General features: G+C 29.1%; 26 protein-coding genes. 11 read left to right on the forward strand and 15 right to left on the reverse strand.

The window, feature by feature from the left end; translation table 11 throughout:
• Window positions 1-11: 11 nt before the first annotated feature.
• From IPH62_10385 to IPH62_10395, 3 genes are all read right to left on the reverse strand, one after another.
• On the reverse strand, window positions 12-242 hold the full coding sequence (locus tag IPH62_10385; GenBank protein ID MBK7105679.1) for a hypothetical protein: 231 nt from the start codon (window positions 240-242) through the stop codon (window positions 12-14).
• A gap of 428 nt (window positions 243-670) precedes the next feature.
• A complete protein-coding gene (locus tag IPH62_10390; protein ID MBK7105680.1) occupies window positions 671-1,060 on the reverse strand; it encodes a VOC family protein in 390 nt (129 codons plus the stop codon).
• The gene (locus IPH62_10395; protein ID MBK7105681.1) at window positions 1,050-1,241 is read right to left on the reverse strand and encodes a DUF2892 domain-containing protein; all 192 of its coding nucleotides are present in this window, start codon (window positions 1,239-1,241) and stop codon (window positions 1,050-1,052) included. Before IPH62_10395 ends, IPH62_10390 begins: the two co-directional genes overlap by 11 nt.
• A gap of 120 nt (window positions 1,242-1,361) precedes the next feature.
• Between IPH62_10395 and IPH62_10400 the strand changes: the two genes are divergently transcribed.
• Window positions 1,362-1,988 (forward strand): hypothetical protein, encoded by a 627-nt coding sequence (locus IPH62_10400; GenBank protein ID MBK7105682.1) that lies wholly within the window; start codon window positions 1,362-1,364, stop codon window positions 1,986-1,988.
• Between the two features lie 3 nt (window positions 1,989-1,991).
• On the opposite strand, the gene IPH62_10405 is transcribed toward IPH62_10400, so the two are convergent.
• The 3 genes from IPH62_10405 to IPH62_10415 are packed head-to-tail and all read right to left on the reverse strand — an operon-like array spanning window position 1,992 to window position 3,806.
• On the reverse strand, window positions 1,992-2,417 hold the full coding sequence (locus IPH62_10405; GenBank protein ID MBK7105683.1) for a hypothetical protein: 426 nt from the start codon (window positions 2,415-2,417) through the stop codon (window positions 1,992-1,994).
• Window positions 2,418-2,468: 51 nt separating this feature from the next.
• On the reverse strand, window positions 2,469-3,242 hold the full coding sequence (locus IPH62_10410; GenBank protein MBK7105684.1) for an AMP nucleosidase: 774 nt from the start codon (window positions 3,240-3,242) through the stop codon (window positions 2,469-2,471).
• Between the two features lie 12 nt (window positions 3,243-3,254).
• On the reverse strand, window positions 3,255-3,806 hold the full coding sequence (locus tag IPH62_10415; protein ID MBK7105685.1) for a phosphatase PAP2 family protein: 552 nt from the start codon (window positions 3,804-3,806) through the stop codon (window positions 3,255-3,257).
• Between the two features lie 113 nt (window positions 3,807-3,919).
• Between IPH62_10415 and IPH62_10420 the strand changes: the two genes are divergently transcribed.
• Window positions 3,920-6,160: a response regulator gene (locus IPH62_10420; protein ID MBK7105686.1), complete on the forward strand. Its 2,241-nt coding sequence runs from the start codon at window positions 3,920-3,922 to the stop codon at window positions 6,158-6,160.
• A 116-nt stretch (window positions 6,161-6,276) separates the two neighbouring features.
• On the opposite strand, the gene rocD is transcribed toward IPH62_10420, so the two are convergent.
• Window positions 6,277-7,485 carry an ornithine--oxo-acid transaminase gene (gene rocD / locus IPH62_10425; GenBank protein ID MBK7105687.1) on the reverse strand — a complete coding sequence of 403 codons (1,209 nt, stop codon included), beginning with the start codon at window positions 7,483-7,485 and terminating at the stop codon, window positions 6,277-6,279.
• A 208-nt stretch (window positions 7,486-7,693) separates the two neighbouring features.
• Here rocD and IPH62_10430 point away from each other — a divergent pair, with 208 nt between their 5' ends.
• Window positions 7,694-8,230, forward strand: a complete 537-nt coding sequence (locus IPH62_10430) for an LOG family protein (GenBank protein MBK7105688.1) — start codon at window positions 7,694-7,696, stop codon at window positions 8,228-8,230.
• Between the two features lie 8 nt (window positions 8,231-8,238).
• Window positions 8,239-8,658, forward strand: coding sequence for an acyl-CoA thioesterase (locus tag IPH62_10435; protein ID MBK7105689.1), 420 nt, complete (start codon window positions 8,239-8,241; stop codon window positions 8,656-8,658).
• A 49-nt stretch (window positions 8,659-8,707) separates the two neighbouring features.
• Here IPH62_10435 and IPH62_10440 read toward each other — a convergent pair whose 3' ends face one another.
• The 3 genes from IPH62_10440 to IPH62_10450 are packed head-to-tail and all read right to left on the reverse strand — an operon-like array spanning window position 8,708 to window position 13,008.
• Window positions 8,708-11,596, reverse strand: a complete 2,889-nt coding sequence (locus IPH62_10440) for a DUF2723 domain-containing protein (GenBank protein MBK7105690.1) — start codon at window positions 11,594-11,596, stop codon at window positions 8,708-8,710.
• Between the two features lie 14 nt (window positions 11,597-11,610).
• The gene (locus tag IPH62_10445) at window positions 11,611-11,829 is read right to left on the reverse strand and encodes a hypothetical protein (GenBank protein MBK7105691.1); all 219 of its coding nucleotides are present in this window, start codon (window positions 11,827-11,829) and stop codon (window positions 11,611-11,613) included.
• Between the two features lie 57 nt (window positions 11,830-11,886).
• Window positions 11,887-13,008, reverse strand: a complete 1,122-nt coding sequence (locus IPH62_10450) for a glycosyltransferase family 4 protein (GenBank protein ID MBK7105692.1) — start codon at window positions 13,006-13,008, stop codon at window positions 11,887-11,889.
• A gap of 76 nt (window positions 13,009-13,084) precedes the next feature.
• Between IPH62_10450 and IPH62_10455 the strand changes: the two genes are divergently transcribed.
• Window positions 13,085-13,720: a glycosyltransferase family 2 protein gene (locus tag IPH62_10455; GenBank protein MBK7105693.1), complete on the forward strand. Its 636-nt coding sequence runs from the start codon at window positions 13,085-13,087 to the stop codon at window positions 13,718-13,720.
• Window positions 13,721-13,722: 2 nt separating this feature from the next.
• Here IPH62_10455 and IPH62_10460 read toward each other — a convergent pair whose 3' ends face one another.
• From IPH62_10460 to IPH62_10470, 3 genes are all read right to left on the reverse strand, one after another.
• The gene (locus tag IPH62_10460; protein MBK7105694.1) at window positions 13,723-14,892 is read right to left on the reverse strand and encodes a class I SAM-dependent RNA methyltransferase; all 1,170 of its coding nucleotides are present in this window, start codon (window positions 14,890-14,892) and stop codon (window positions 13,723-13,725) included.
• A gap of 241 nt (window positions 14,893-15,133) precedes the next feature.
• On the reverse strand, window positions 15,134-16,129 hold the full coding sequence (locus IPH62_10465; protein MBK7105695.1) for a DUF1028 domain-containing protein: 996 nt from the start codon (window positions 16,127-16,129) through the stop codon (window positions 15,134-15,136).
• A gap of 27 nt (window positions 16,130-16,156) precedes the next feature.
• Entirely contained in the window at window positions 16,157-17,395 is a 1,239-nt protein-coding gene (locus tag IPH62_10470; protein ID MBK7105696.1) for an arginine deiminase, read from the reverse strand.
• A gap of 143 nt (window positions 17,396-17,538) precedes the next feature.
• On the opposite strand from IPH62_10470, the gene IPH62_10475 reads away from it, so the two are divergent.
• The 6 genes from IPH62_10475 (at window position 17,539) to IPH62_10500 (ending at window position 22,048) form a co-directional block, all read left to right on the forward strand.
• Window positions 17,539-18,207: a Crp/Fnr family transcriptional regulator gene (locus IPH62_10475; protein MBK7105697.1), complete on the forward strand. Its 669-nt coding sequence runs from the start codon at window positions 17,539-17,541 to the stop codon at window positions 18,205-18,207.
• A 112-nt stretch (window positions 18,208-18,319) separates the two neighbouring features.
• A complete protein-coding gene (locus IPH62_10480) occupies window positions 18,320-18,745 on the forward strand; it encodes a hypothetical protein (GenBank protein ID MBK7105698.1) in 426 nt (141 codons plus the stop codon).
• Window positions 18,746-18,756: 11 nt separating this feature from the next.
• Complete coding sequence (locus tag IPH62_10485) at window positions 18,757-19,326, forward strand: YceI family protein (GenBank protein ID MBK7105699.1); 570 nt, start codon at window positions 18,757-18,759, stop codon at window positions 19,324-19,326.
• A 13-nt stretch (window positions 19,327-19,339) separates the two neighbouring features.
• On the forward strand, window positions 19,340-20,194 hold the full coding sequence (locus IPH62_10490) for a hypothetical protein (GenBank protein MBK7105700.1): 855 nt from the start codon (window positions 19,340-19,342) through the stop codon (window positions 20,192-20,194).
• 17 nt (window positions 20,195-20,211) lie between these two features.
• Window positions 20,212-20,406 (forward strand): DUF2892 domain-containing protein, encoded by a 195-nt coding sequence (locus tag IPH62_10495; protein ID MBK7105701.1) that lies wholly within the window; start codon window positions 20,212-20,214, stop codon window positions 20,404-20,406.
• 13 nt (window positions 20,407-20,419) lie between these two features.
• Entirely contained in the window at window positions 20,420-22,048 is a 1,629-nt protein-coding gene (locus IPH62_10500; protein ID MBK7105702.1) for a T9SS type A sorting domain-containing protein, read from the forward strand.
• Window positions 22,049-22,111: 63 nt separating this feature from the next.
• On the opposite strand, the gene IPH62_10505 is transcribed toward IPH62_10500, so the two are convergent.
• Both IPH62_10505 and argH read right to left on the reverse strand, forming a co-directional pair.
• Complete coding sequence (locus IPH62_10505) at window positions 22,112-22,465, reverse strand: hypothetical protein (GenBank protein ID MBK7105703.1); 354 nt, start codon at window positions 22,463-22,465, stop codon at window positions 22,112-22,114.
• Entirely contained in the window at window positions 22,465-23,484 is a 1,020-nt protein-coding gene (argH, locus tag IPH62_10510; protein ID MBK7105704.1) for an argininosuccinate lyase, read from the reverse strand. The genes IPH62_10505 and argH overlap by 1 nt, the downstream gene beginning before the upstream one ends.
• Window positions 23,485-23,503: the final 19 nt, after the last annotated feature.

Genomic DNA, 23,503 nt, shown 5'->3' on the forward strand with positions numbered 1-23,503 from the left:
TATTAAATCTACTAACCGAACCAATTTTCTGGGGAATCCATAAACATACTTCTTTTTGTTTCAATAGTCTTTGCCCTTAAAAAACTGCTTACATAATTTGGTCTGTTTTCCTCAATGGGAGAAATTTTTGCAATAGGAATATCAGATTTTGTAATAATAATTTCGTCCCCGTGAATTACCATGTCCATAATTTTTGGCAAATTCTTTTGAACAGATGAAATATTTAATTCTTGCTGGTGCATTTTATCCTGCTACAATATCTTATTTTAAAGTAAATCTTTGAAAGATTACTTTATATATGTAAGGATAAATTATGATAAAATCAAGGATAAAATTTTACTAAATTGTAAAATGTCAGTATTTTTTTACAATATTTTGAATTTTCCTCCAATTTTTACTTGAAGAAAAGATTTCCCAAATAATTTTAATCAGTAAGTTATTTTCTAAATTTGAATTTATCAAAAAATAAGAGACAAGGTCTTGTAAATAATTTTATCGAAAAATTATTTGAGAAGCAGTTATGAAAATTGTTTGATAATAAGAAATTACAATAATTTCCAAAATGTTATTCAGAATCCGTTAGCTGATGGATTTTTAAACAATTTTACAAATTCAAATTTTATCAGAAAGAATAATTAAATAAAATTTTAAGAAGATACAAAGTCTTTAATTAAATTTTAATTTGCTTATTTTCTGAGTATAAAGCTGCAACTGCACCGGAAGGATCTTCAATTATACAATATTTTGCAATATCGCCGTAATTTATAGGACCAGAAATAATTTTACCGCCTAACTTTAAACAGTCTTCCAAACTTTGTTCTAAGTTTTCAACAGTAATATAAATTAACCACTGATTTGGTAAATCTTTATTGGTTCCAAGTTTGCGACAAATTCCGGAAACAGGTTCATTATTGGGAGATAACATAACGTAATCGTTGTAATCTCCCATCGAAATATTATCAAATTTCCATCCAGCAACTTTTGAATAAAAATCTCTAATTTTTTCAGAATCAGTTGTAGTTAAATCAATCCAGCCAATTTTTCCAATGTTATTTGACATCTTTAAAAGTATTCTTTTTTAATGGTATATAAACCGGGCAAAAACCCATAACTGCTGTGCCAATTAAAACAACACCAATTAATCCAACAATCCAAAGTGAACCTAGTAAACCAACAATTAATAAAATTATCCCAACTACAAGTCGGATATTTTTATCGTTTCCACCAACATTCTTTTCCATAACTTCTCCCCTAAAATTAAATAAACATTTGAGTTTGAAAATTTCTATTAATTGTAACATTTTTTATTCGATTATACAAATACAAAAAATGATAAAATTTTATTTGTAATTGAGGAAAAAATGAATCACAATGAAATTAAAAAAAGTGTAAACAATTTATTTGATAATGTTGATAATTTTATATCGGATTTAAAACTTAAAAGTTCTGAAGAAATTTTAAATGGAAGTATTGTTGAAGCACAGAAATTAATTTCCAAAATTCTGCCTTATCAAAATTTTTATGAAAAATTAAAAGATGCACGACAAGCATTTTACGAAATTGAAATAAATCATGAATCAAAAAAAGAAATTAAAAAAGTGATAAAAAATGAAATTGCTGAACCAGAGAACAATGAAGAATTTGATGATGATATTTTTGAGAATGATGTTGAAGAGGAAGAAAATGAAAAAATTACCGTAACTGCACAAAATAATTTTAGGATTCCAATTTTAAAATCTCTGATATTTTTAGGCGGAAGTTCTGAAGAAAGCGAAGTAATAGATTTTGTAAAAAGAGATATGAGAAATAAATTAACGAGCGCAGATTTTGAAATATCAAATGAAGATGATAAAGAAAGATGGTTAACTAATTTATATTTTGAAACCGCAACAATGATTGATGAAGGTTTATTAACGCATGAATCTTCAAATAAAAAATGGGAAATTGCACAAAAGGGAGTTGATTATTTAGGCAAGTATGCAAAATAAAATTTATTTAAAATTAGCTAAAAGAATTTTCCCAGAAATATTTACAAATGTAAATGCAATATTTAGTTTTTGATCACCGCTCTTAAAAATTACATTTAAAATTGCTCCATTTAATCCATCTATATTTGCTGTTTTAAATCCGCTAAATTCATATGAATCACTTAAATCAATATAAGCTTTAATTTTTTTACATTGTCTTTTCACTGATTTTAATTCGTCACTTACAGATGTATTGTAACTTCTTTTTTCATTTGTTTTTTCAAACAGAAATAAATTTGCCGCGTTATTATAATTTTCATCAACACTTACATTAAAAATATTGGTTAATGCCGTTTTTACATCTGCTTCGGAAATTTGTGCATTAGTAAAATTATATCCGGTAATTAAAAAAAGAAATATCATATTTAGTTTTGTTAAATAATTTTTCATTTAGTCTCCCAAAATCATTTCTTATGTTACAAAGATATTCATCAAATGTTTCTAAAATGTAAAATGTTTAATTGTTTCACCTTTAGCTTCAATATCTGTCATTGCTTCAATTCCAATTTGAAGATGAAGATCTACAAAATTTTTAGTTACTATTAAGTCGGATTCTTCAGTTTTTACGCCTTCCGGCAGCATCGGAAGATCAGACACCAACAATAAAGCACCTCTAACAATTTGATTTGCATAACCGGCAATAAAAATTGTTGCGGTTTCCATATCAATTCCAATTGTACCTAATTTTTTCAGATATTCTTTAAAATCGTTATCCCATTCCCAAACTCTTCTGTTCGAAGTATAAACTACGCCGGTTCTATATTCTAAGTTGTGAGCAACAATTTTATCCGAAACAAATTTGTGAAGTTTAAAAGAAGGAAGTGCGGGAACTTCCGGAGGCATATATTCATTGCTTGTTCCGTCTCCTCTAATTGCTGCAGTTGGCAAAATAAAATGTCCAAGTTCCGTTGATTTTTTCAATCCGCCGCATTTGCCCAAAAATAAAATTCCCTTTGGAGCTTTTGCAATTAACAAATCCATAATTGTTGCGGCATTTGCAGATCCGATACCAAAATTTATAATTGATAAGCCGGCGGAATTTGTGGCGGCTTGCATTGGTCTGCCTTCACCGCTAACATCACAATTAAATTGTTCTGCAAATTTGGAAACATAATTATTGAAATTGGTTAATAAAAAATATTCACCAAAACTTTCTAATTTCGTTCCGGTATAACGCGGCAGCCAATTTTTTGCTATATCAAGTTTTGTTTTCATAATTCTCAATCATTAACTTTTACTAATTTTTTGTTCAATAAATTTTACTAAAATTGAAAAAATTAAACCAATAAAAATTCCAATAATTGCTCCGAAAAATATATCAGATGGATAATGCACGCCGACATAAGGTCTGGAAAATGCCATTAATGCGGCAATTGTAAATAAAATCCATTTAAATTTTGGATACAATTTATAGAAAAATGTAGCTACTGCAAAATTATTTACCGCATGCGAAGAAGGAAATGAAAATGATTTTGTTTTACTAATTAAAAGATTAACATTATCCAAAGCATTGCAAGGTCTAATTCTATCAAAAAAATTTTTAAGTAAATTACTACTAATTTGGTCTGATGTAATAATCAAAAATATTACAGTAATTGCCGCAATTTTACCTCTTTTTCCACCTTTAAAAAATAAAATAAACCAGAGAATTATATAAGCTATAATCCAATTTTTTATTGATGTAATAAATGGAAAAAATTTATCGAAAATAGGGTTGGAAATAGTTTGATTTATGAAATTGAAAATTTCTAAATCTATTGAATAGAAAAAATCTGTCATACGAATTTTAAAAGTTAAATGTGATTTAAATCAAACGAAAATTTTAGCACGCTTAATATAGTAAAATGTTTAGCGATAGTATTCTTAATAATTTATAAATTTTTATATTAGAAATGAGTCAGGCACTTAAAGTTATTCAATTTGATATTGATGAAAATAAGCAGTTGAATAAAAGCAGCTCAACCTCTAAAAAAATAATTTTTTCTGCTTCAAAATCTTTACAATATTCTGCAACAATTACTGCACTTCTTGGAGTAATTTCTTTAATTCTCGAAATTAAACTATACTTTCAATTTTCTTACGAATTATATCTCGCAAGATTATTTCCTACTTTATTTTCTTTTATTACGTTAATTACCCTAAATTCAAAATTTGGGAGAAAACATCAAGTTGGATTACTGCATTTTTATCTTGCTTCAATAATAATTTCGATAAGTTTTTTTGCATATAGAGTTCCGCAGTTTTATGCATTCAATTTAATGGGAGCACTATTTTTAGTTTTGATTATGTCTCACTTTACAATCTGGAAAATTCAAAACCAAATATTTGCAGCAATTTATTTTGCAGTTTCGTTTTTAACATCGGCAATTCTATCAAATGTTTTTATAGTAAATGAAATAAATTCTTGGGTTTTTGGAAGCGGAGTTGCGTCACTTTTACTAATTTCTATTTTAACAAATCATTTAAGAAATTCATTTGTTTTGGTTGGAAAGACAAATAACAAAAAGTTATTTAATACATCAGAAGACGATGAACAAAAAAATGAATCGGAAAATACTTTATCAAATTATTTAGATAGATCGGTTGTGCCCTTATTCCAATTGGGTTTAGACGGAACAATAAAATTTGCAAATCAATCTTTTTACGAAATTATTGGAAATTTACCGGAGAGTGATTTAAAGAATTATAATTTTTTTACAAATTTTATTAATAGCGAAAAAATTAAAACGCATTTAATAAAAAAGTTAGAAAGCAAAGGAAGAATTGAAAATTATAAATTGAATATTGTTGGAAAAGACGGAAATGAAGAAATTTATTTAATGGATTGCAAAGTTGATTCAAGTTCAAAGGATTTGCAAATTTTTGAAGGGTCACTTAAAAATGTAACTTTGCAGTTTAACAAAGAAAAGGAACTTCAAAAGGAAATTGAAAATAGAAAAATTGATAAAACCATTGCACCAAATGTAATTCCAAATTTTTCAAATAATAAAAATAAAAAACCAAACTTATTATCAAAGTTAGGACATGAGCTTCGCACACCAATGAATTCCGTTTTGGGATTTTTAACTTTGATAGAGAACGGATTATTCGAAACCGAAGAAGAACTTAAAGAATTTTCCAGAAGTGCAAAATTATCGGCTCAATCTTTATTAAGTATTTTAAATGATGTTGTTGAGCTTTCTAAAATTGAAGACGGCGAAATTGATATTCTCGAAACTGAATTTAAATTAAGTGATGAAATTGAAAAAGTAATTTCGTCAGTTAGTCCGTATTTAAAAGAAAAAAAACTAAATTTAACATATAATTTAAGTGATAACATTCCGGAAAAAATCATTTCCGATCCAATTAAGTACAACCAAATTTTGGTTAATCTTGTTGCAAACGCAATTCATTCAACAGAAACGGGAACAATAAAAATTTTAATCAGCTCAAGAATTAATCAAGATAAGAAATTTGAACTTCTTACAACAATTGAAGATTCAAGCAATGGAATTGAAAAAACAAAGTTAGATGAACTTTTAGGTATAGATCTGAATAAGGAAATGGGAAAAACTAAAATAACGACAAATATGCTTCACGTTTTAATTTGTAAAGAATTATTAAAACTTATGGATGGAAATCTTTTTGCAAAATCTGAAATTGGAAAGGGAAGTAAGTTTGGTTTTAGCCTTAATTTGAAAAGTGTAAACAATGCAAAAAACGAAAATGAAAACGTAAACGATGAAAATCAATTTGATATAATTTATACTAACAAGCCCAAATTATTGCTTGTTGAAGATAATCCAATAAGCAGAAAAGTTGAAAAAAAATTATTGGAAGATGCCGGTTATTATGTTGATTGTGTTGATAACGGTTTTGATGCAATTCAAAAAGTTTCAAATGGAAATTATAATTTAGTACTTATGGATATTGAACTTAAAGATTTGAATGGATTGGAAACAACTAAAAAAATTAGAACTTTGCCTGAAGCAGTTAGTAAAATTCCTATTGTTGCAGTAACTGCTCAATCAAGTATGAAAGATAGAGAAAAGTGTCTGCTTGCCGGAATGAATGATTATATTTCAAAACCGATAAATATTACTTTTCTCAAAATGACAATTGATCAATGGCTAAATGCTGCAAAGAATATGTGAAAAGTCAAAAGTGAAAAAAAAGTAAGTAATTTAAATTTAAGATAATTTAATTGGTGTAAAAAATTAAAAGATACGATCTTTAAAAAAAGATCGCATCTTTATAAATGTTGAAGGTACTAAATCTCTACAAGTGATTTTTTAATTATTTCTACAGCTTCTAAAATTTGCTCTTCATTAATTACCAAAGGCGGCGCAAATCTTATTATATGTTGATGAGTTGGTTTTGCAAGTAAACCGTTTTCTTTCATTTTCAAGCAAACATCCCAAGCTTCTTTTCCGTTTTTAGGTTTAATAATAATTGCGTTTAATAAACCTTTCCCGCGTATTAATTCTATCATATCAGAATTAATTTTTGCTAATTCATCTCTAAAAAGTTTACCTAAATTTTCAGCATTTTCAGCTAATTTTTCTTCTTTTACAACTTCTAAAGCTGTAATTGCAATTTTGCATGCAAGCGGATTTCCGCCAAATGTAGAGCCGTGTTCACCCGGTTTTATTACAAGCATAATTTCATCATTTGCTAAAACTGCGGAAACCGGCATAACTCCGCCAGATAATGCTTTGCCTAAAATTAAAATATCCGGTTTAACATTTTCGTGATCGCATGCTAAAAGTTTTCCTGTTCTTGCAATTCCGGTTTGTACTTCATCGGCAATAAAAAGTACATTTTTGGATTTGCACAAATCATAAGCTTTTTTCAAATATCCTTCATCGGGAACAAAAACTCCCGCTTCACCTTGAATTGGTTCAACCAAAAATCCCGCAACATTTTTATCTTCAAGTGCTTTTTCTAAAGCAGATAAATCGTTATAAGGAATTTTTACAAATCCCGGTGTGTAAGGACCAAATCCTTTATAAGAATCCGGATCAGTTGACATAGAAATTACGGTTATTGTTCTTCCGTGAAAATTTCCGTCGCATACAATTATTTTTGCTTCGTTTTCCGGAATTCCTTTTTTATCATAAGCCCAGCGGCGACAAATTTTTAATGCAGTTTCATCAGCTTCGGCTCCGGAGTTCATCGGCAAAACTTTATCATATCCAAAATATTCTGTTATATATTTTTCATATGGACCAAGAGCATCATTATAAAATGCGCGTGAAGTAAGTGTTAAAATTTTTGCCTGTTCAATTAATGTATTTATAATTTTGGGATGACAATGACCTTGATTAACAGCAGAATATGCGGAAAGAAAATCGTAATATTTTTTTCCTTCAACATCCCACAAAAATACTCCTTCACCTTTTGCCAAAACAACCGGCAAAGGATGATAATTATGTGCTCCAAATTTATCTTCCAACTCCATAAAATCTTGCGAAACCATAAAAAATCTCCAATGTTATTGAAATGAGTTTTCAAAAATATCAAATTTATGCGTAATTATGTGTAAAATATTCACTTTAAGTTTTAAACCTTATTTTCTTAACGTTATATTTAAATCAATAATTAAAATTTCTTGATGAAATCTAAAATAAATTTATTTGTATAAGGATTTAGTCGGTAAAATTATTGGTAAATAAATTGGTTAATAAATGAATCCCAAAATTGTTACTGTTTTTGGAAGTGCAATTCCACAACCCGGAAGCGAAGAATATGAAAATGCCTATAAAATAGGAAAACTTTTAGCTCAAAATGGATTTAATATTTGTTCGGGCGGTGCTCAGGGAATTATGGATGCTGTTTCTAAAGGCGCAATGGAAGAAGGGAAATCTGCAATTGGAATTACAGTTGATATTTTTAATTCTATAACAACTCAACATTTAACCAACGAAGTAAAGTGCGATACACTTTTTGAACGAATTGATAATCTTATAAAATACGGTGATGCATTTATTATTCTTCCCGGCGGAACCGGAACTTTTTTGGAACTTGCTGTAGTTTGGGAATTGATAAACAAAAATATTATTGAGCAAAAACCAATTTCATGTTTTGGAACTATGTGGGAAAAAATTATTGTTGTAATGGATGAAAGATTAGACTATGAAAAGAAAAGAACGGGATTAGTTAAATGTCATAATTCAGCTGAGGAAATAGTTGATTTTATAAAATTTGAGTTAAATAATAATTAGGAGTTTTAATGAGCAAAGTAATTTTTGAGCAGGAAGTTTATACTCATCAAGTTGATTATGTTGGGCACCTAAATAATATTATTTATATAGAGTGGATGGAAATTGGCAGAACTAAATTATTGGAATATATTGGACTTACTTTTGATTTATTAGAAAAAGAAAATATTGCACCAATACTTGCCCAAACAGAAATTAAGTATAAAAAATCTTTGTATTTAGCAGAAAAAGTAAAAATAGAAATTTGGGTTTCCGAATTAAAAAATGCTTCGGCAATAATGAGTTTTAATTTTTATAATAGTAAAAATGAATTAGCCGCTACGGGAAATCAGTTAGGATTATTTATTAATCTTAAAACAAAAAAACCGCATAGATTAACGTTGGAACAAAGAAAAGCTTTTGAAAAAGTGTTGGTTGACGATAGAGATTAAACCTTCGGGGGATTATAAAACCTCGAAGGTTTGAAAAATTTTATTAAATCTATTTATTCTGCGGAGGAATTTGCGGAGCTGATTTATTTGATAATTGTTTATATTGATCTATTAATCTTTCAACCGATGGATCATTTGGAACAGCCTCTTTTAGTTTATTTAAGAGCGCAATAAACTTATCATATTCACCTAGATTATCATAAATTTGTTTTAATACAATATATGGATTGTAATCCCCGGATGGAATATATCCGTTTTTGTCCAAATCTGCTAATGCTTGAATTTCAATCTCTTTTGCATATTCAATAAATTTATCGCGTCTTCCGGCAATTAAATAAAAATTAGCAAAATTATATTGAAGTCTATAATCCAAAGGAATTATTTTTCTTGGAATTTTTTCTTCCAATTTATCTAAAACTTGTACAGTTTTTTCGTTATCCTTCAATTCGCTCAAATAATAATTTGCTAACTGTAAAAAAGCGTGTCGATAATTTAAAGTTAATCTTGTATGATTATCATCCATGAAAATTGTACTGTCGTTTAATCCTCTAAATTTAAATCCCGGTTGATAATTTGTATTATAATCATTCGGTTCTTCCATCAATTGTTTCCAAAGAATTTTAGGATTTATGGATGAAAAATAATCGGTATTAGTTTTTGGTGTAATGCGATATGCCAAGCCTTCCATTTCCATATAATTATTTAAACCAATTTTACTATTATCAGGAGTTGTTACCGCAAAGTAAATTGGACGGTCATTTATATTGGCTCTAACAATATCCATTGCAACAATATCTTGAGCTCTAACAGCTTGAACGCTACCAAAATTTACTGAAGGTTCCATCTTCCAAGAAATCATTCCTTTGTTAGTAATTGAAGTATCTGTAATACCAAATTCCTTATATATATTTGGTGAAATTGGAACCGAAATATTTCTTGTTTTCCATTGACTTGGAGCAATTGCAGCAATTTGCGCATCGGTTAAATTCATTTTAATTTTCGGCGCTCCGTGCGGTTCCGTATCTTTCAATTGAAAAATGTACCATGGTGTGTTTAGCAAACTTAAATTTGCAATTCTAACATCACGTCTAACGCCTTCAACATCTTGCAAATACCAAAGCGGGAAAGTATCATTATCGCCGTTTGTAAAAATTATTGCGTTTGGCGCAGCACTTTGTAAAATGTTATATGAATAATCCCAAGGCACAAAATTTCTTGATCTATTATTTTTGAAATAATTTGAACTTAACATGTTTGCTGGAATTAGAATCATCATTAAGATTGCAATTGCTGTAAATATTGGTTTCTTAACACTTGAGTTTGCGAGGAATTCTGAAAGCAAATCGAAAATTCCTCTTATACCAAGAGCAATCCAAATTGAAAAAACGAAAAATGCACCAACATAAAAATAATCTCTTTCTCTCGGCTGCGGCTGCTGCTGGTTTTGATAAAATGCAGTTAAGTATCCGAGGAAAATAAACATTATTAAAAATACGGTAGCAAGTTTCCAATCGCGCTTATAGTGATAGAAAATTCCAAATAACGCAACAATAAATGGAACAGCCCACAATTGAGAAAGTTTAATTCCGGCATCTTCAACTGTTGATTCACGTCCGACATAATTCCATAATAAATATCTATTAAACATATGATTCATTTGGTATGTCCAAAAGAAATCTAAATCACTTGAGTAATTTGAATAAACTTCTTGCTGATGCGGTTCTCTAGTAAATCTTCTCTTAAATATTGGCTGATCGCCGTATTGTTCTCTATTTAAATAACTTACTAATTCGGGAAAAGTTTTTGGGCTATTTAAGTTTATCGGCGTATCTTGATTTGATCTAATAATTATCATTGCATAAGATGAAAAACCAACAATTGCAAATAGCAAGCTTTTAAAAATTAAATGAAGTGTTTGTTTATTTTCTTTTGCTGACCAATAAACTAAGAAACCAATAATTCCGGATAAAGCTAAAATTATAATTATATCTAATGTTAAATCATTACCGCCTAATTTTGAAATTACGTTTGGAATATGTTTTACAATTCCCGGGTAAGTTGCAAAAAGTGTAATTCCGCCAATTACAATTGGAATATAAAATGAATTTCTGTGGAAAATTTTCTTAAAGAAAATTCCCATAATTATTGCACTTGTAAATATTGAAAAAACCAAAAACTTAGAATCAAATGCTTCGTGTTCTTCTGCTGATGGTGGATTTGTCGGTGCAGACGCCCACAAAGCTGCTGCGACAATTAAAATTACAACCGAATGACCAAGAAAAATATAAGCTGTTTCCTTAAAATGTTTTTCATCAGTTAAATATTTTCTTGTATAAATTACCAAAACAATCGGCACCAAAGCCAAGACTGCCATCAAATGCACGCCGGTTGATAATCCGACTAAATAAGCAATCATCAATAAATATTTTTCGTTGTCTTCTTCATCAGCTTTTTCATTCCAAACAACCATTAACCAAGTTACGAATGCAATAAAAAATGTTGCCAAAGCATAAACTTCTGCTTCCATTGAGTTAAACCAAAAAGTATCGCTGAAAGCTAAAGATAAAGCTCCAATTGCGGCAGAAACGTAAGTAATTATTGACTCAAACAAATTTCCGTTTTCATTTCTTTTGTAATATTCAATTAATTTTACGGCAATTAAATAAAGAAAAAGAACTGTAAATGCGCTTGACAAGACCGAAATTGTATTTACTCTAAATGCAATATTTTCCGCAAAAGGAATCATTGCAAAAAATCTGCCCAGAATTAAGAAAAACGGAGTTCCCGGAGGATGCGGAACTTGCAATAAATTTGATGAAGCAATAAATTCACCACAATCCCAAAAGGAAACCGAAGGTTGAACTGTTAAAAAGTAAACAAATGCAGTGATGAAAAAAACAAAACCGCCAATTATTTTGTGAAGCATATTTTTATTCATTAAATCCTCAAAAATTATTTCTTCTTAAAAAATTCGTTGATATCAATTTTTTCTCTGTTTACATAATATTTTGTGTAAAGATTTTTCAGCTTTTGGAAAGAAATATTATCCAAATCTTCATCATCTTTATTTCTTTTTGCAAACATTTTGAAATCTTTTAATTCATCTTGTGTAAATTTTTTTTCATATCGCAAAAGTGTTTCAATATATTTTTTTTGATCTGAATTTCTCATTTTCAAATTTTCATTTTTGCAATCATAAAAGATATAAATAAAAAGTTTCTTATCTGATTAAATTTTTGACTTTAGCTGCGGATACCATTCTGCGGTTTTCTGAAGAAAATGTTCAGCCGATTTATCCCAATTAAATTTTTTTGACCAATTATAAGCATTTTCTGAAATTCTATTTAACTCATTTTTATTTCGCAATATTTCAGAAATTTTTTCAGAAAGTTTTTTTGTATCGCCAAGTTTTACTAAAAATCCCGTTTCATTATTTTTTATCGAATCTCTCAATCCATGAACATTTGAACCAATTGCCGGAGTTTTCATTGCGTTTGCTTCAATTACTGTAATTCCCCAGCCTTCTTTTTCCGCCATTGTTACAAAAATCCACGAATTTCCCAAAAGTTCGGCTTTTTCTTCTTCGGTTAAAAATCCCAAAAATGTTACAAACTTTTCTAATTTTTTTTCGGAAACATAATTTTTTAAATTTTCTTCATCATCACCTTTGCCGCCGATAAATAATTTTATTTCAGGAAATTCGGAAATCAAATTCGGCAAAGCATCAATTATAAATTTTATGTTTTTATATTTTTTAATTCTTCCAACGTAAACCAAAGTTGGAGTTTTACTTTTCTTAATTTCAATTTTTTCAAACAATTTATGATTTATTGAATTGTGCAAAATTGAAGTCAATTCTTTTTTAAATCCTAATTCTACAAGTTCATTTTGCGTACTTTCGGAAACAGTAAATATTGGAGTTGAATTATAATTTTGCGGAATTTGCTTTTCCTTCTGAATAATATAATACGCAAGCGGAAAGGGAATTTCTTTGTAAAGTGAATTTCCGTGAATGTGATGAAGAATTCCAACAATTGGTTTTGAAATATATTTTGAAGTATTTAACGGAATTTTTGAGATATCGTCAACAATTAAATCGTAATTATTTTTCACTAAATTTTTTTGGTAGAAGTGTTTGAACTGTTTATTGAACAAAAATTTATTTCCAATTCGCAGAATTTCAATTCCATCAACAATTTCTCTTTGCGGAGAATTATCAAAATGGTGAGCAACCAAAGTTACTTTATGACCTTTTGCGGCAATTCTTTTAAAGATTTCGTGGAAATGAATTTCTGCACCGCCCATTTCCGGATTTTTGATGCATCGCCAATTAATTGCTAAAATATTCAAGATAAATAATTGATTTAGGGAATTAGAATTATTAGATTATTTGAAAATTTATTCACTTTGTAAAACTTAAACGAATATGCAATTATACAAAAACTTTAAACCGGATGTTTCTATAATTCTGCCGACTTTTAATCGCGAAAATTATTTGGAAAGAAGTATAAATTCTGTGATTAACCAAACTTTTACAAATTGGGAATTACTAATAATTGATGACGGAAGTGAAGATAAAACTTTTGAGTTCGTAAATAAATTTTTAATGAATGATGAAAGAATAAAATACCAAAAACATAAAAATAAAGGTTTGCCGATTTCTTTAAATACCGGGATTCAAATTTCTTCTGGAAAATATTTAACATTTTTAGGAAGCGATGATGAATATAAATCAAATCACATTGAAGTAAGATTTGAGGAAATAGAAAAAGATAAAAATATTGATTGTTTGTTTGGCGGATTGGAAATAATCGGCGATGAATTTGTAAAAGATAAAAATGATTTAACAAAATTAGTTCATTTAAATGATTGTGCAGTTGGCGGAACATTTTTTGGTAAAAGAGAAATGTTTGTTGAAATGAATGGTTTTAGAAATATAAATTATGCAGAAGATTCTGATTTTTATGATAGAGCAAAAATAAGTTACAATTTTAAAAAAGTAAATTTTCAAACTTACATTTACTACAGAAATACTCCGGATAGTATTTGTAATAATATTTAAAATTAATTTTCACCAAATTTTTTCTTCAAACTTCCTTCGTAAAGTTTATAATTATAAAATCTGCTTTCCAAAGCTCCGTTGTACAAATGCAATCTTTTCGATGTTCGCAAGCCAATACTTTTCATTGCATCGGAATTTGCACTTAAAACCCAAACATCAAATCCCGTAAATTTTTGTTTTAAAGTATCGCCAAATTCTTTGTAGAATTTTTTAATATCATCAATTTTTATTCTTTCATCGTAAGGAGGATTTGTAATTATAATTCCCGGCTCAATTTTCAAATCAAGATTTCTGAAATCACTAATTTCAAAAATTATATCATTTTGCAAATTTGCGTTTTTAACATTTTCTTTTGCATTCTCAATCGAATTTTTATTTATATCATTCCCAATAATTTTGTGCTCAAACTTTTTTTGATTTTGAATTAACTCTGATTTTACTTCTTCAAATAAATTTCTATCAAAATCCTTCCAATTCATAAATCCAAAATGATTTCTATTAAAATTTGGTGCAATATTTTTAGCAATCATCGCGGCTTCAATTAGCAAAGTTCCGCTTCCGCACATTGGATCAACAAAATTTGAATTACAATTCCATTCGGAAAGTTGAATCATTCCGGCAGCCAAAACTTCATTAAGCGGAGCTTCACTAGCACTTTTTCTATATCCTCTTTTGTGCAAAGATTCGCCGGAACTATCTAATAATATTGAGCAATTATTATTTTCGATGTGAACATTAATTCTGAAAGTGGGATTTTTTAATTCAACATTTGGGCGATTTCCTTTTGCATCTCTTATTTGATCAACGATTGCATCTTTAACTTTTAGCGCTGCATATTTGGAATGTTTGAAAAACTCGGAACTTACAACCCCGTCAATGGCAATTGTGTCATTCGGTGAAATTAATTTTGCCCAATTAAATTCTTTTGTTTTATTATAAAGCTGATCTGCATTGTGAGCTTTAAATTCAAAAATAGGTTTTAAAATTCTGAAGGAAGTTCTTAAAGCTAAATTAGCTTTGTATAGAATTTTCAAATCGCCTTTAAATTCTACGGCTCTAACTAATTTTGAAACATTCTTTGCCCCAATATTTATAAGTTCTTTTTCAAGAATTTCTTCTAAACCAAATGGAGTTTTTGCGATAAATGTTTGCAGATTATTTTCATTTTTCATGAAAGTAAATATAGGTTTATTTTAATGAACATAAAAAAGCCCTCATAAAAATCACTTGGATTATTATGAAGGCTTCCAACCTCCCCTCACAAAATGTGAGTTACATTTTCTAAAGGAAGTGATGCAACTTCCTAAATGATTCACCAACTTAAGTTTTTTTCGGTTTTGCAATAAACCCTTTTTTTAAGTTATTTGGTTCCCCATCTGTTTCAAACGTAAAAATAAATTTTATGATTATCAACTATTTTTTATTTGCTTGATTTAGTATTTTAGTAAGCTGTTCCTCGGTCACATTTAAAAGTTTTGATTTAATAAGCCTTGGAGTTAATTTAATCCAATTTTTATTTTTCGAAAAAACTTCCTTAAATAACAGTAAAGATTCATCAACTTTTCCAATATTTGCAAGCGTAACAGCATGCCAATATTTCATTTCTTCATTTTCCGGGAACATAGATTCTGCGGTAGAATATTCCTTCATTGCCAAATCCATATCATTATGTTCTATTGCCAGATCTCCATTATTCATATGCTCATAAGCTCTGTGAACTTTTAGAATTCTTTTAATTTCCTCAATTGGTGCCGGATGGTCATCAACCCTAATATCTACAAGCCGATCTTGCCAAATATTTCCAGTGGGATTTGCTCTAACAACTAAAATTGATGCGGATTGTTTTCCTCTAATATCTCCGCCGGCATTTTGTGCGGCTTCAAGAGCAATTAATAATCTTTCTGCCAATTTACCTTTTGAATTTTTGAAAGCTTCCGACATCGCATTCCAAACTGTATTATTTTCCATCATATTTGCTTGAACTGAATAATTTTTTTCTTCAATATGCCCGGCATCATCCACACAATTTTTTCCGGTGTAAGCTGCGGAATTTCCTTTTGCATCAAGTATTGCCAACTGTCTAAAATCTCTTCCTTCATCTGATTCAATTAAAAGATTTAAAACTTGTTTTGCATTTAATCCTTGTTTTAAAAGAGCCAAACCTCTTGGTCCGAATGAAGGATTTACAAAAGATTGAGTTGCGACAACTCCAACACCGGCTTCACCCCAAGAAACAATTGTTCCAACAGCAAACCAATGCGATTGAACTGCAACTCCCATTTCTCCGGTAACAGAATCTCTTGCAACAATTGAAAAAGTATGGGCAAAAGGTTCTGTGGTGAAAAAATTTTGTGCATTTAAAATTATTGGGAATATTATAATTAATGATATTAGATTTTTAATTTTCATAACTCCTCAAAAGTTTAAAAATGTTTTCTAAATATTTTTTCTGCTGATTGGCATTGTCATACATCTGCAGCCGCCGCCGCCGCGGGCAAGCTCAGCTCCATCAATTGTAATAACAAATTTTTTGTAATCGTTTAATCCAATTTTATTACTTATAATATCTTTTGATTTTATAACTTCAAAACCATTTTGATTGATTGCTTCAATTGTGTATTCATTTCTGTTATATCCAATAATTTTTCCGGGAGCTACAGCAAAAAAATTAGCGCCGCTATGCCATTGTTCTCTTTCTTGAATCCAATGATCGCTTTCTCCGCCGCAATAAATTGGCTTCAAATCCATACCTAATTTTGAAAGTGATTGAAGTAAATTATTGTCTTCGTTAATACTTTTCACTTTTCCGTTATCAATTGAAATATGGATAGATTCAAATGCGTGATTATTCAAAATTACCGGAGAATAAATTAAACATTTATCATTATCTAAAATTGTAAAAACCATATCGAGGTGAATAAAAGATTCCGGCTGTTTTGGTAAAACTTGCGCAATAATATTAATCTTACGTTTTGACTGCTTAAAATGTTCTATCAAATAATCTATTCCTTGCGGTGTAGTTCTCGCCCCAACTCCAATTAACAAAATATCTTCGCGTGCAATTAAAATATCGCCGCCTTCAATTGTTGTTTTGGAATTAGGAATAAAACTTGGATTAACAACTTCGGTGTTAAAAATATTTTTACAATTAAAAATTCCATCCATAATTATTGCTTCTCGTTCACGAACTTGATTTGCAAGTTTTCCGATTAACACTTTATTGTTGATAGAAATTGACGCATCTCTTGTGAAGAAAAAATTATGTAGCGGCTGTAATTCATATCTTTCATCACTTAAATATTTTGTTAAATTAAATTCTTTTACCGGAACCCCTTCAATCAATTCTTTTGCCAAAACTTGATTTGGTATTTCCAACAATAATTCAATAATTTCCGGAACATTTTCTTTGTTGCAAATTTTAGTAATTAATTTAATTTTTGATTCTTCATAATTCAATAAAGTTTTAAGTAAATCACTAACTTCATAAACATTTGTAATTTTTTTCAACACTTTTTTAAATTGTACATATTCTTTAGAAGCAACCGATAAATTCAAAATATCACTGTACAAAGCTCTTTCGGCATTTTGCGGCGTCATATTTTCTACTTCGTGTCCCGGAGTATGAATTATAACTTTTTCTAATTCACCAATTTCAGAATTAATATTTATTTTCATTTTCAATTCCTCAAAAAATATTTTTTGTAAATATTTAAGTAAACTTCAGTAAAAAATGATTAATAATTTTATCTAAATAATTAACTATCATTTTGTTAAAAAGCTGAATAAATTATATATCAACTTTTGATTCTCTTAAATCTATGAATAATCAATTAAAAGAAATAATTCCTTTTTTTATTTCTGCCTCAAACTCTATTGAAGCGGAATTTTCAAACAATGTAATTTCACATTCATTTAAAAAAGGAACATTTATAACGATGGAAGGAGATAAGTGTAATTATTTTCCAATAATAAAAACGGGCGTAATTAGAGTTTATAAAGTTGGTAACACCGGACAAGAAATTACACTGTATAGAATAAACCCTGGTGAAAGCTGCATTTTAACAATTTCATGTTTGTTAGCGCAAAATAATTTTCCGGCAATTGCTGTTGTTGAAAAAGATTGTGAAGTTTTACTTGTAACAGCGGATAAAATTCGCGAATGGATTAGAAAATATGATATGTGGGCAGAATATATTTATAATTATTTATCAAAAGTATTGATGAATGTTTTGAAAATAATTGAAAATATTTCCTTCAAAAAAATTGATGTAAGAATAATAGAATATTTAATTGAACAAAATTCTAAACTAGGAAAAACTCTGGAATTAACACATCAGCAAATTGCTTATGATATTGGAACGGCGCGCGAAGTTGTGAGCAGAACTCTAAAAGAATTAGAATCACAAAATATTATTTCCCAAACACGCGGAAAAATTATTATCAATCACCTAACCGAACTGAATAAAAGACTTACTTATCTGCAGTAAAAAAAATTATTAAAATTTTTGATTTATGTGATTTTGTCACATACAAATAAGATATTTTGTCCTATGTTTCATCTGTAAATAATGTTTAACCAATAATTAAAATTTGAAAAATATGAAACTAATGAAAATATTTTACTTACTGATTTTACTTACAATCATTATTTCTTGTGAAGAAAATATTGTTACGGAATGTGAAGATGAAAATCAAACTTCCGTCACTTTAACAAAATTTTCTGATATTCAAAAAAATGTCTTTGATGCGAGCTGTGCGTTTTCCGGATGCCACGCCGGAGCTTCATCTCAAGCCGGTTTACAATTAACAAGTGGTGATAGTTATTCTAATTTAATAAATAAAACCAGCGTGCTGAATCCCAATTTTAAACTTGTTGAGCCGGGGAATAGTGAAAATAGTTTTCTAATAAAAATGTTAAAACATACCGGTGAAGGAACATCGCAAATGCCTCCATCGGGAAAATTAAGTAATTCTGTTATTGATTCAATTGCGGCTTGGATTGATAGAGGAGCTTTAAATAACTAAAGAGGTCTATTATGAAAACAAAAATATTTATGTATCTGTTTATTTCATTTTCTTCAATTTTAAATTTAATAGCTTCAGAATTTCATGTTAAAAAATCAGATAAAAATTCTGTGAAATTTATTTCTGATGCGCCGATTGAAGATTTTGAAGGTGTTACAAATAATATTGATGGATATCTTTATTTTGAAAATGAACTTGAAATAAACAGTCAATTGCATTTTGAAGTTGATCTAAGAACTTTGGATACCGGAATTGGATTGCGTAACAGACACATGCGCGAAAATTATTTAGAAACGGATGATTATCCAATGGCTGCATATTCGGGCAAAATTGTAAAATCAGAAAAAATTTCTGAAAATAAATTTAAAGTAAACTTAAATGGCGAAATGAATATTCACGGAGTTAACAAGAAACAAAATATTGAAGGAATTGTTGAGTTTATTGGCGATGAAATAAAAGTAACTACAAATTTTAATGTAAAACTTTCTGATCATAAAATTGAAGTTCCTAGTTTGATGTTTGTAAAAATTGATGAAAATATGGATTTACATGTCAACTTTTTTTTAGAAAAAGCAAAATAATTTTGGAGAAACTATGCAGTCTATTTATAAAAATTTAATTAAAAGTTTTCTTCTGATTTTGTTTACAGCATTGGTGATTAATGCTCAAGAAAATAATATAAGTTGGAAAAAAAGTGAGGAAGTAAAATCCGAACAATTGCATTTATTTCATTCCACACATTCAATAAATTTGCCGACTACTGAAACTCACCAAAAAGGGAATATTGAATTTGAAATTTCACATAGATTTATTCCAACAATTGGCGATGGAGTTGATGCACTATATGGTTTCGATGGTCCCGTAAATATTAAATTTTCTCTGGGATATGCTTTTACAGATTATTTTATTACAACAATTGCAAGAAGTAATGTTGATGATAATCTTCTTTTTAAAGCAAAATATCAATTATTTCAATTTGATAATTCCCAATTTCCATTTCAATTAGCAATTGAAGGCGGAGCAGCTTGGAATACAGATCCTATTGGAAGAAAATCAGATCATAATAAAAATTTTCAATATTACGGGCAACTAATTTTTAACACATTAATAGAAAAACAATTTGGGGTTGGATTCGTTCCTACTTATTCATACAACAGTCATATTTATTGTCCGGAAAAGCAATACTCATTTACGTTTGGCTCTTATCTACAATATTATATTTCAAGTTTATTGAGTGTTCTTGCTGAATGGAATCCAACTGTTACGGGATTTAGAAATAAATACAACTCTTTAAGTTTTGGTGTTGAATTAGAAACCGGCGGACATTTCTTTAAAATTATTTTATCAAATAATACGAATCTAAATCCAACTCAATTTACTACCGGTGCTGATTTACCAATTTCTATGAAAAATTTGAGAATCGGATTTAATATTACAAGACTTTTATAAAACTTAAAGGAGGCAATATGCAAAAAAATGTTGGCGGCATCGATAAAAATATAAGATTCATATTAGGAGTTTCAATAATAATTATTGGCTATTTAAATAATACATGGTTGGGAGCAATTGGCATTGTTCCAATATTTACAGCATTAATCGGATGGTGTCCGTTTTATGTTCCTTTAAAATTATCAACATTATCAAAAAAAGAAAAAAATTAGAAAGGTTGATTCAATGAAAAAGTTAATTTTGACTTTGTTAGTCATTTCCTTATTTACATTAGTTAATATTTCAGCAAGAGATTTTAGAGTTGCACAAATTCCAAACGGAAATAAATTTAGTTGTAATACTTGCCATACAAATGGCGGAGGTACTCCAAGAAATGATTTTGGTAAACTTGTTGCAAAATCTTTTTTAGTACAAAGTGGTTCACAATTTAATGTTAATTGGAATCCTTTATTAGCAAGTCTTGATGCCGATAACGACGGTGTTACAAATGGTCAAGAATTATTAGATCCATACGGTCAATGGTTAACTGGAAGTGCAAATCCCGGTGATGCAAATTCAGTTACATCGGCTGGGTTAAATAGTTCAAAACCGCAAACAACTCTTACAATTAATTTTTCTTCAATGACACCGCATGTTGGTCAAATGTTATATTTAAGAGTTTATGATCGAACTGATATGAAAGAAGTTGGAAGAACTTCTTCAACAATCAGTGAAAATTTTACTCTTACTTTAGATGTTCTTCTCGCAGGTCATTCATATTACATTGATTTTTTTGCGGATCATAATAGTAATGGATTGTATGATATTCCTCCAACAGATCATGCTTGGAGACTTGAATTACCGGAGGCACAAGGGAATGATATTTTAGAATTTATTCATAATACAAATTTTACCAACATTGATTGGAATTATTTGCTGACAATAAACTTTACAGAAATGACTCCGCATATTGGGCAGTTGTTAGAAATTAGATTAGAAGATGATTTAACATCGGAAGAAATAATTAGAAAAAGAATAGAATTTGTTCCTTCGGCAAATTTTACAATTGAACTTCCGGGAATAGTTGTTGGCAGGGAATACAAAATTGAAATGTATGCTGATCATAATGGAAATGGAAGTTATGACGCTCCTCCTACTGATCATGCATATGAAATCAAGTTTGAAAATAACACAGGTAATTTTTCAACAACATTTACTCATAATACTGATTTCAAAGATATTGGCTGGAAATATTTACTTACTTTAAATTTATTGAATATGACCCCGCATGACAATCAGCAAATTTTTGTAAGAGTTTTACGAAATGATACCGGTGAAGAAATAGGAAGAAAATCTGCAATTATTCCAGGTGCAAATTTTTCAATCAGCATTCCTCAAATTGAATTAGGTCATGATTATAAAATTGATTTTTTTGCAGATCATAATGGAAATGGAAGTTATGACGCTCCTCCCACAGATCATGCGTGGAGAATAAATTTTAATAGTTCTACCGGAAATTTTGTAACTAATTTTATTCACAATACAAGTTTTACTGATATTCAGTGGAACGATGTTACAAGTGTTGAAGATAATGTTCTTTCTGAAATACCAAAACAATTTTCATTATCTCAGAATTATCCTAATCCGTTTAATCCAGTTACAAAAATAAGATTTGCTTTGCCCGAAGCATCGGTTGTAAAAGTAAAGATTTACGATATTATTGGTAGGGAAGTTGCAACAATCTTAAATAAAAATTTATCAGCCGGAAGCCATGAATTACCGTTTGATGCAAGTAATTTGGAGAGCGGAGTTTATGTTTACAGAATTTCCGCAAATAATTTTTCTGATTCAAAGAAAATGATTTTAATGAAGTAAATATTTCTTGCTTATAAAAATGCCGAATAATTTTATTCGGCATTAATATTTTAAACTGGGATTTTACTTTTCTAAAATCAACTTCCAATTTTTAATAGAATCAAGGACAAATTTTGGATTTGGCGAGCCGAATGTTTTTTTATTTTCCAAACAAGTTTTTGCGGATAAATAATTATAAACATCATCTTCAAAAAGTGGAGTGAAATTTTTATATTCTTCCAAAGTTATTTGATTTAACTTTTTGTTTTCTTCAGTTGCAAATTTTACAATTTTCCCCAAAATATCATGAGCATCTCTAAATGGAATTCCTTTCTTAACCAAATAATCAGCTAAATCTGTTGCCAGCATTAAGCTTCCGTCAATTTCTTCAACAAATCTTTCTTTATTTACTTCCACACTTTTTATCATTTCCGACATTAAAAAACAGAATCGAAAAGTGTAAAATATGAATCGAACATTCCTTCTTTATCTTCTTGTAAATCTCTGTTGTAACTAAGCGGAAGTGATTTTATTGTAGAAAGAAGTGCAAAATAGTTCCCAAAAGTTCTTCCGTTTTTCCCTCTAATTAATTCTGCTAAATCCGGATTTTTCTTTTGCGGCATTAGCGATGAACCGGTTGTAAATTCATCACCAAGTTTTATAAAATTCCATTCGTATGAAGTCCACAAAATTATTTCTTCACTTAATCTGCTTAAGTGCATCATTGCCAAATTGCATGAATGAAGAAAATCTAAAATAAAATCTCTGTTGGAAACAGAATCTAAAGCATTATTAGATATTCTTGAAAAACCTAATTCCCTTGTTGTGAATTCTCTATCTATTTCAATTGTAGAGCCGGCTAAAGCACCCGAACCTAATACATTTTCATCTGATTGTGAAAAAGTAAATTTAAATCTCTCTTTATCTCTTTCCAACATTTCGACATAAGCTAATAAATGGAATGCAAATGAAATTGGCTGCGCTCTTTGTAGATGTGTGTAACCCGGAATTATTGTGTGAGTGTTATCTTCCGCAACTTTTATTAAACTTTTTTGCAGATTTGAAATTTCTGATAATAAATTATTTACTGCGCTTTTTATCCAAAGTCTTACATCTGTTGCAACTTGATCATTTCTGCTTCTTCCGGTGTGAAGTTTTTTCCCAACATCGCCAATTATTTTTGTAAGTTCATTTTCTATTGCTGAATGAATATCTTCAAATTCCGTTACATTTGGATTCCAACTTCCTTCATTAAATCTAAACTGAATTATATCAAGAGTTTGTTGAATGGATTTATTTTCAATAGTTGATAGAATACCAATTTTGTTGAGCATATTTGCATGAGCTTTACTTACTTTAACATCCCATTCAAGTAAATTTATATCAAACGAAAGTGAAGAAGAAAATTCCAAAGCTTTATTATCAAATTTTTTATTAAATCTTGAACCCCACAACATTTGGTATCTCCGTTGAAGT

Source organism: Ignavibacteriota bacterium (assembly GCA_016708125.1).
Taxonomy (GTDB): Bacteria; Bacteroidota; Ignavibacteria; order Ignavibacteriales; family Melioribacteraceae.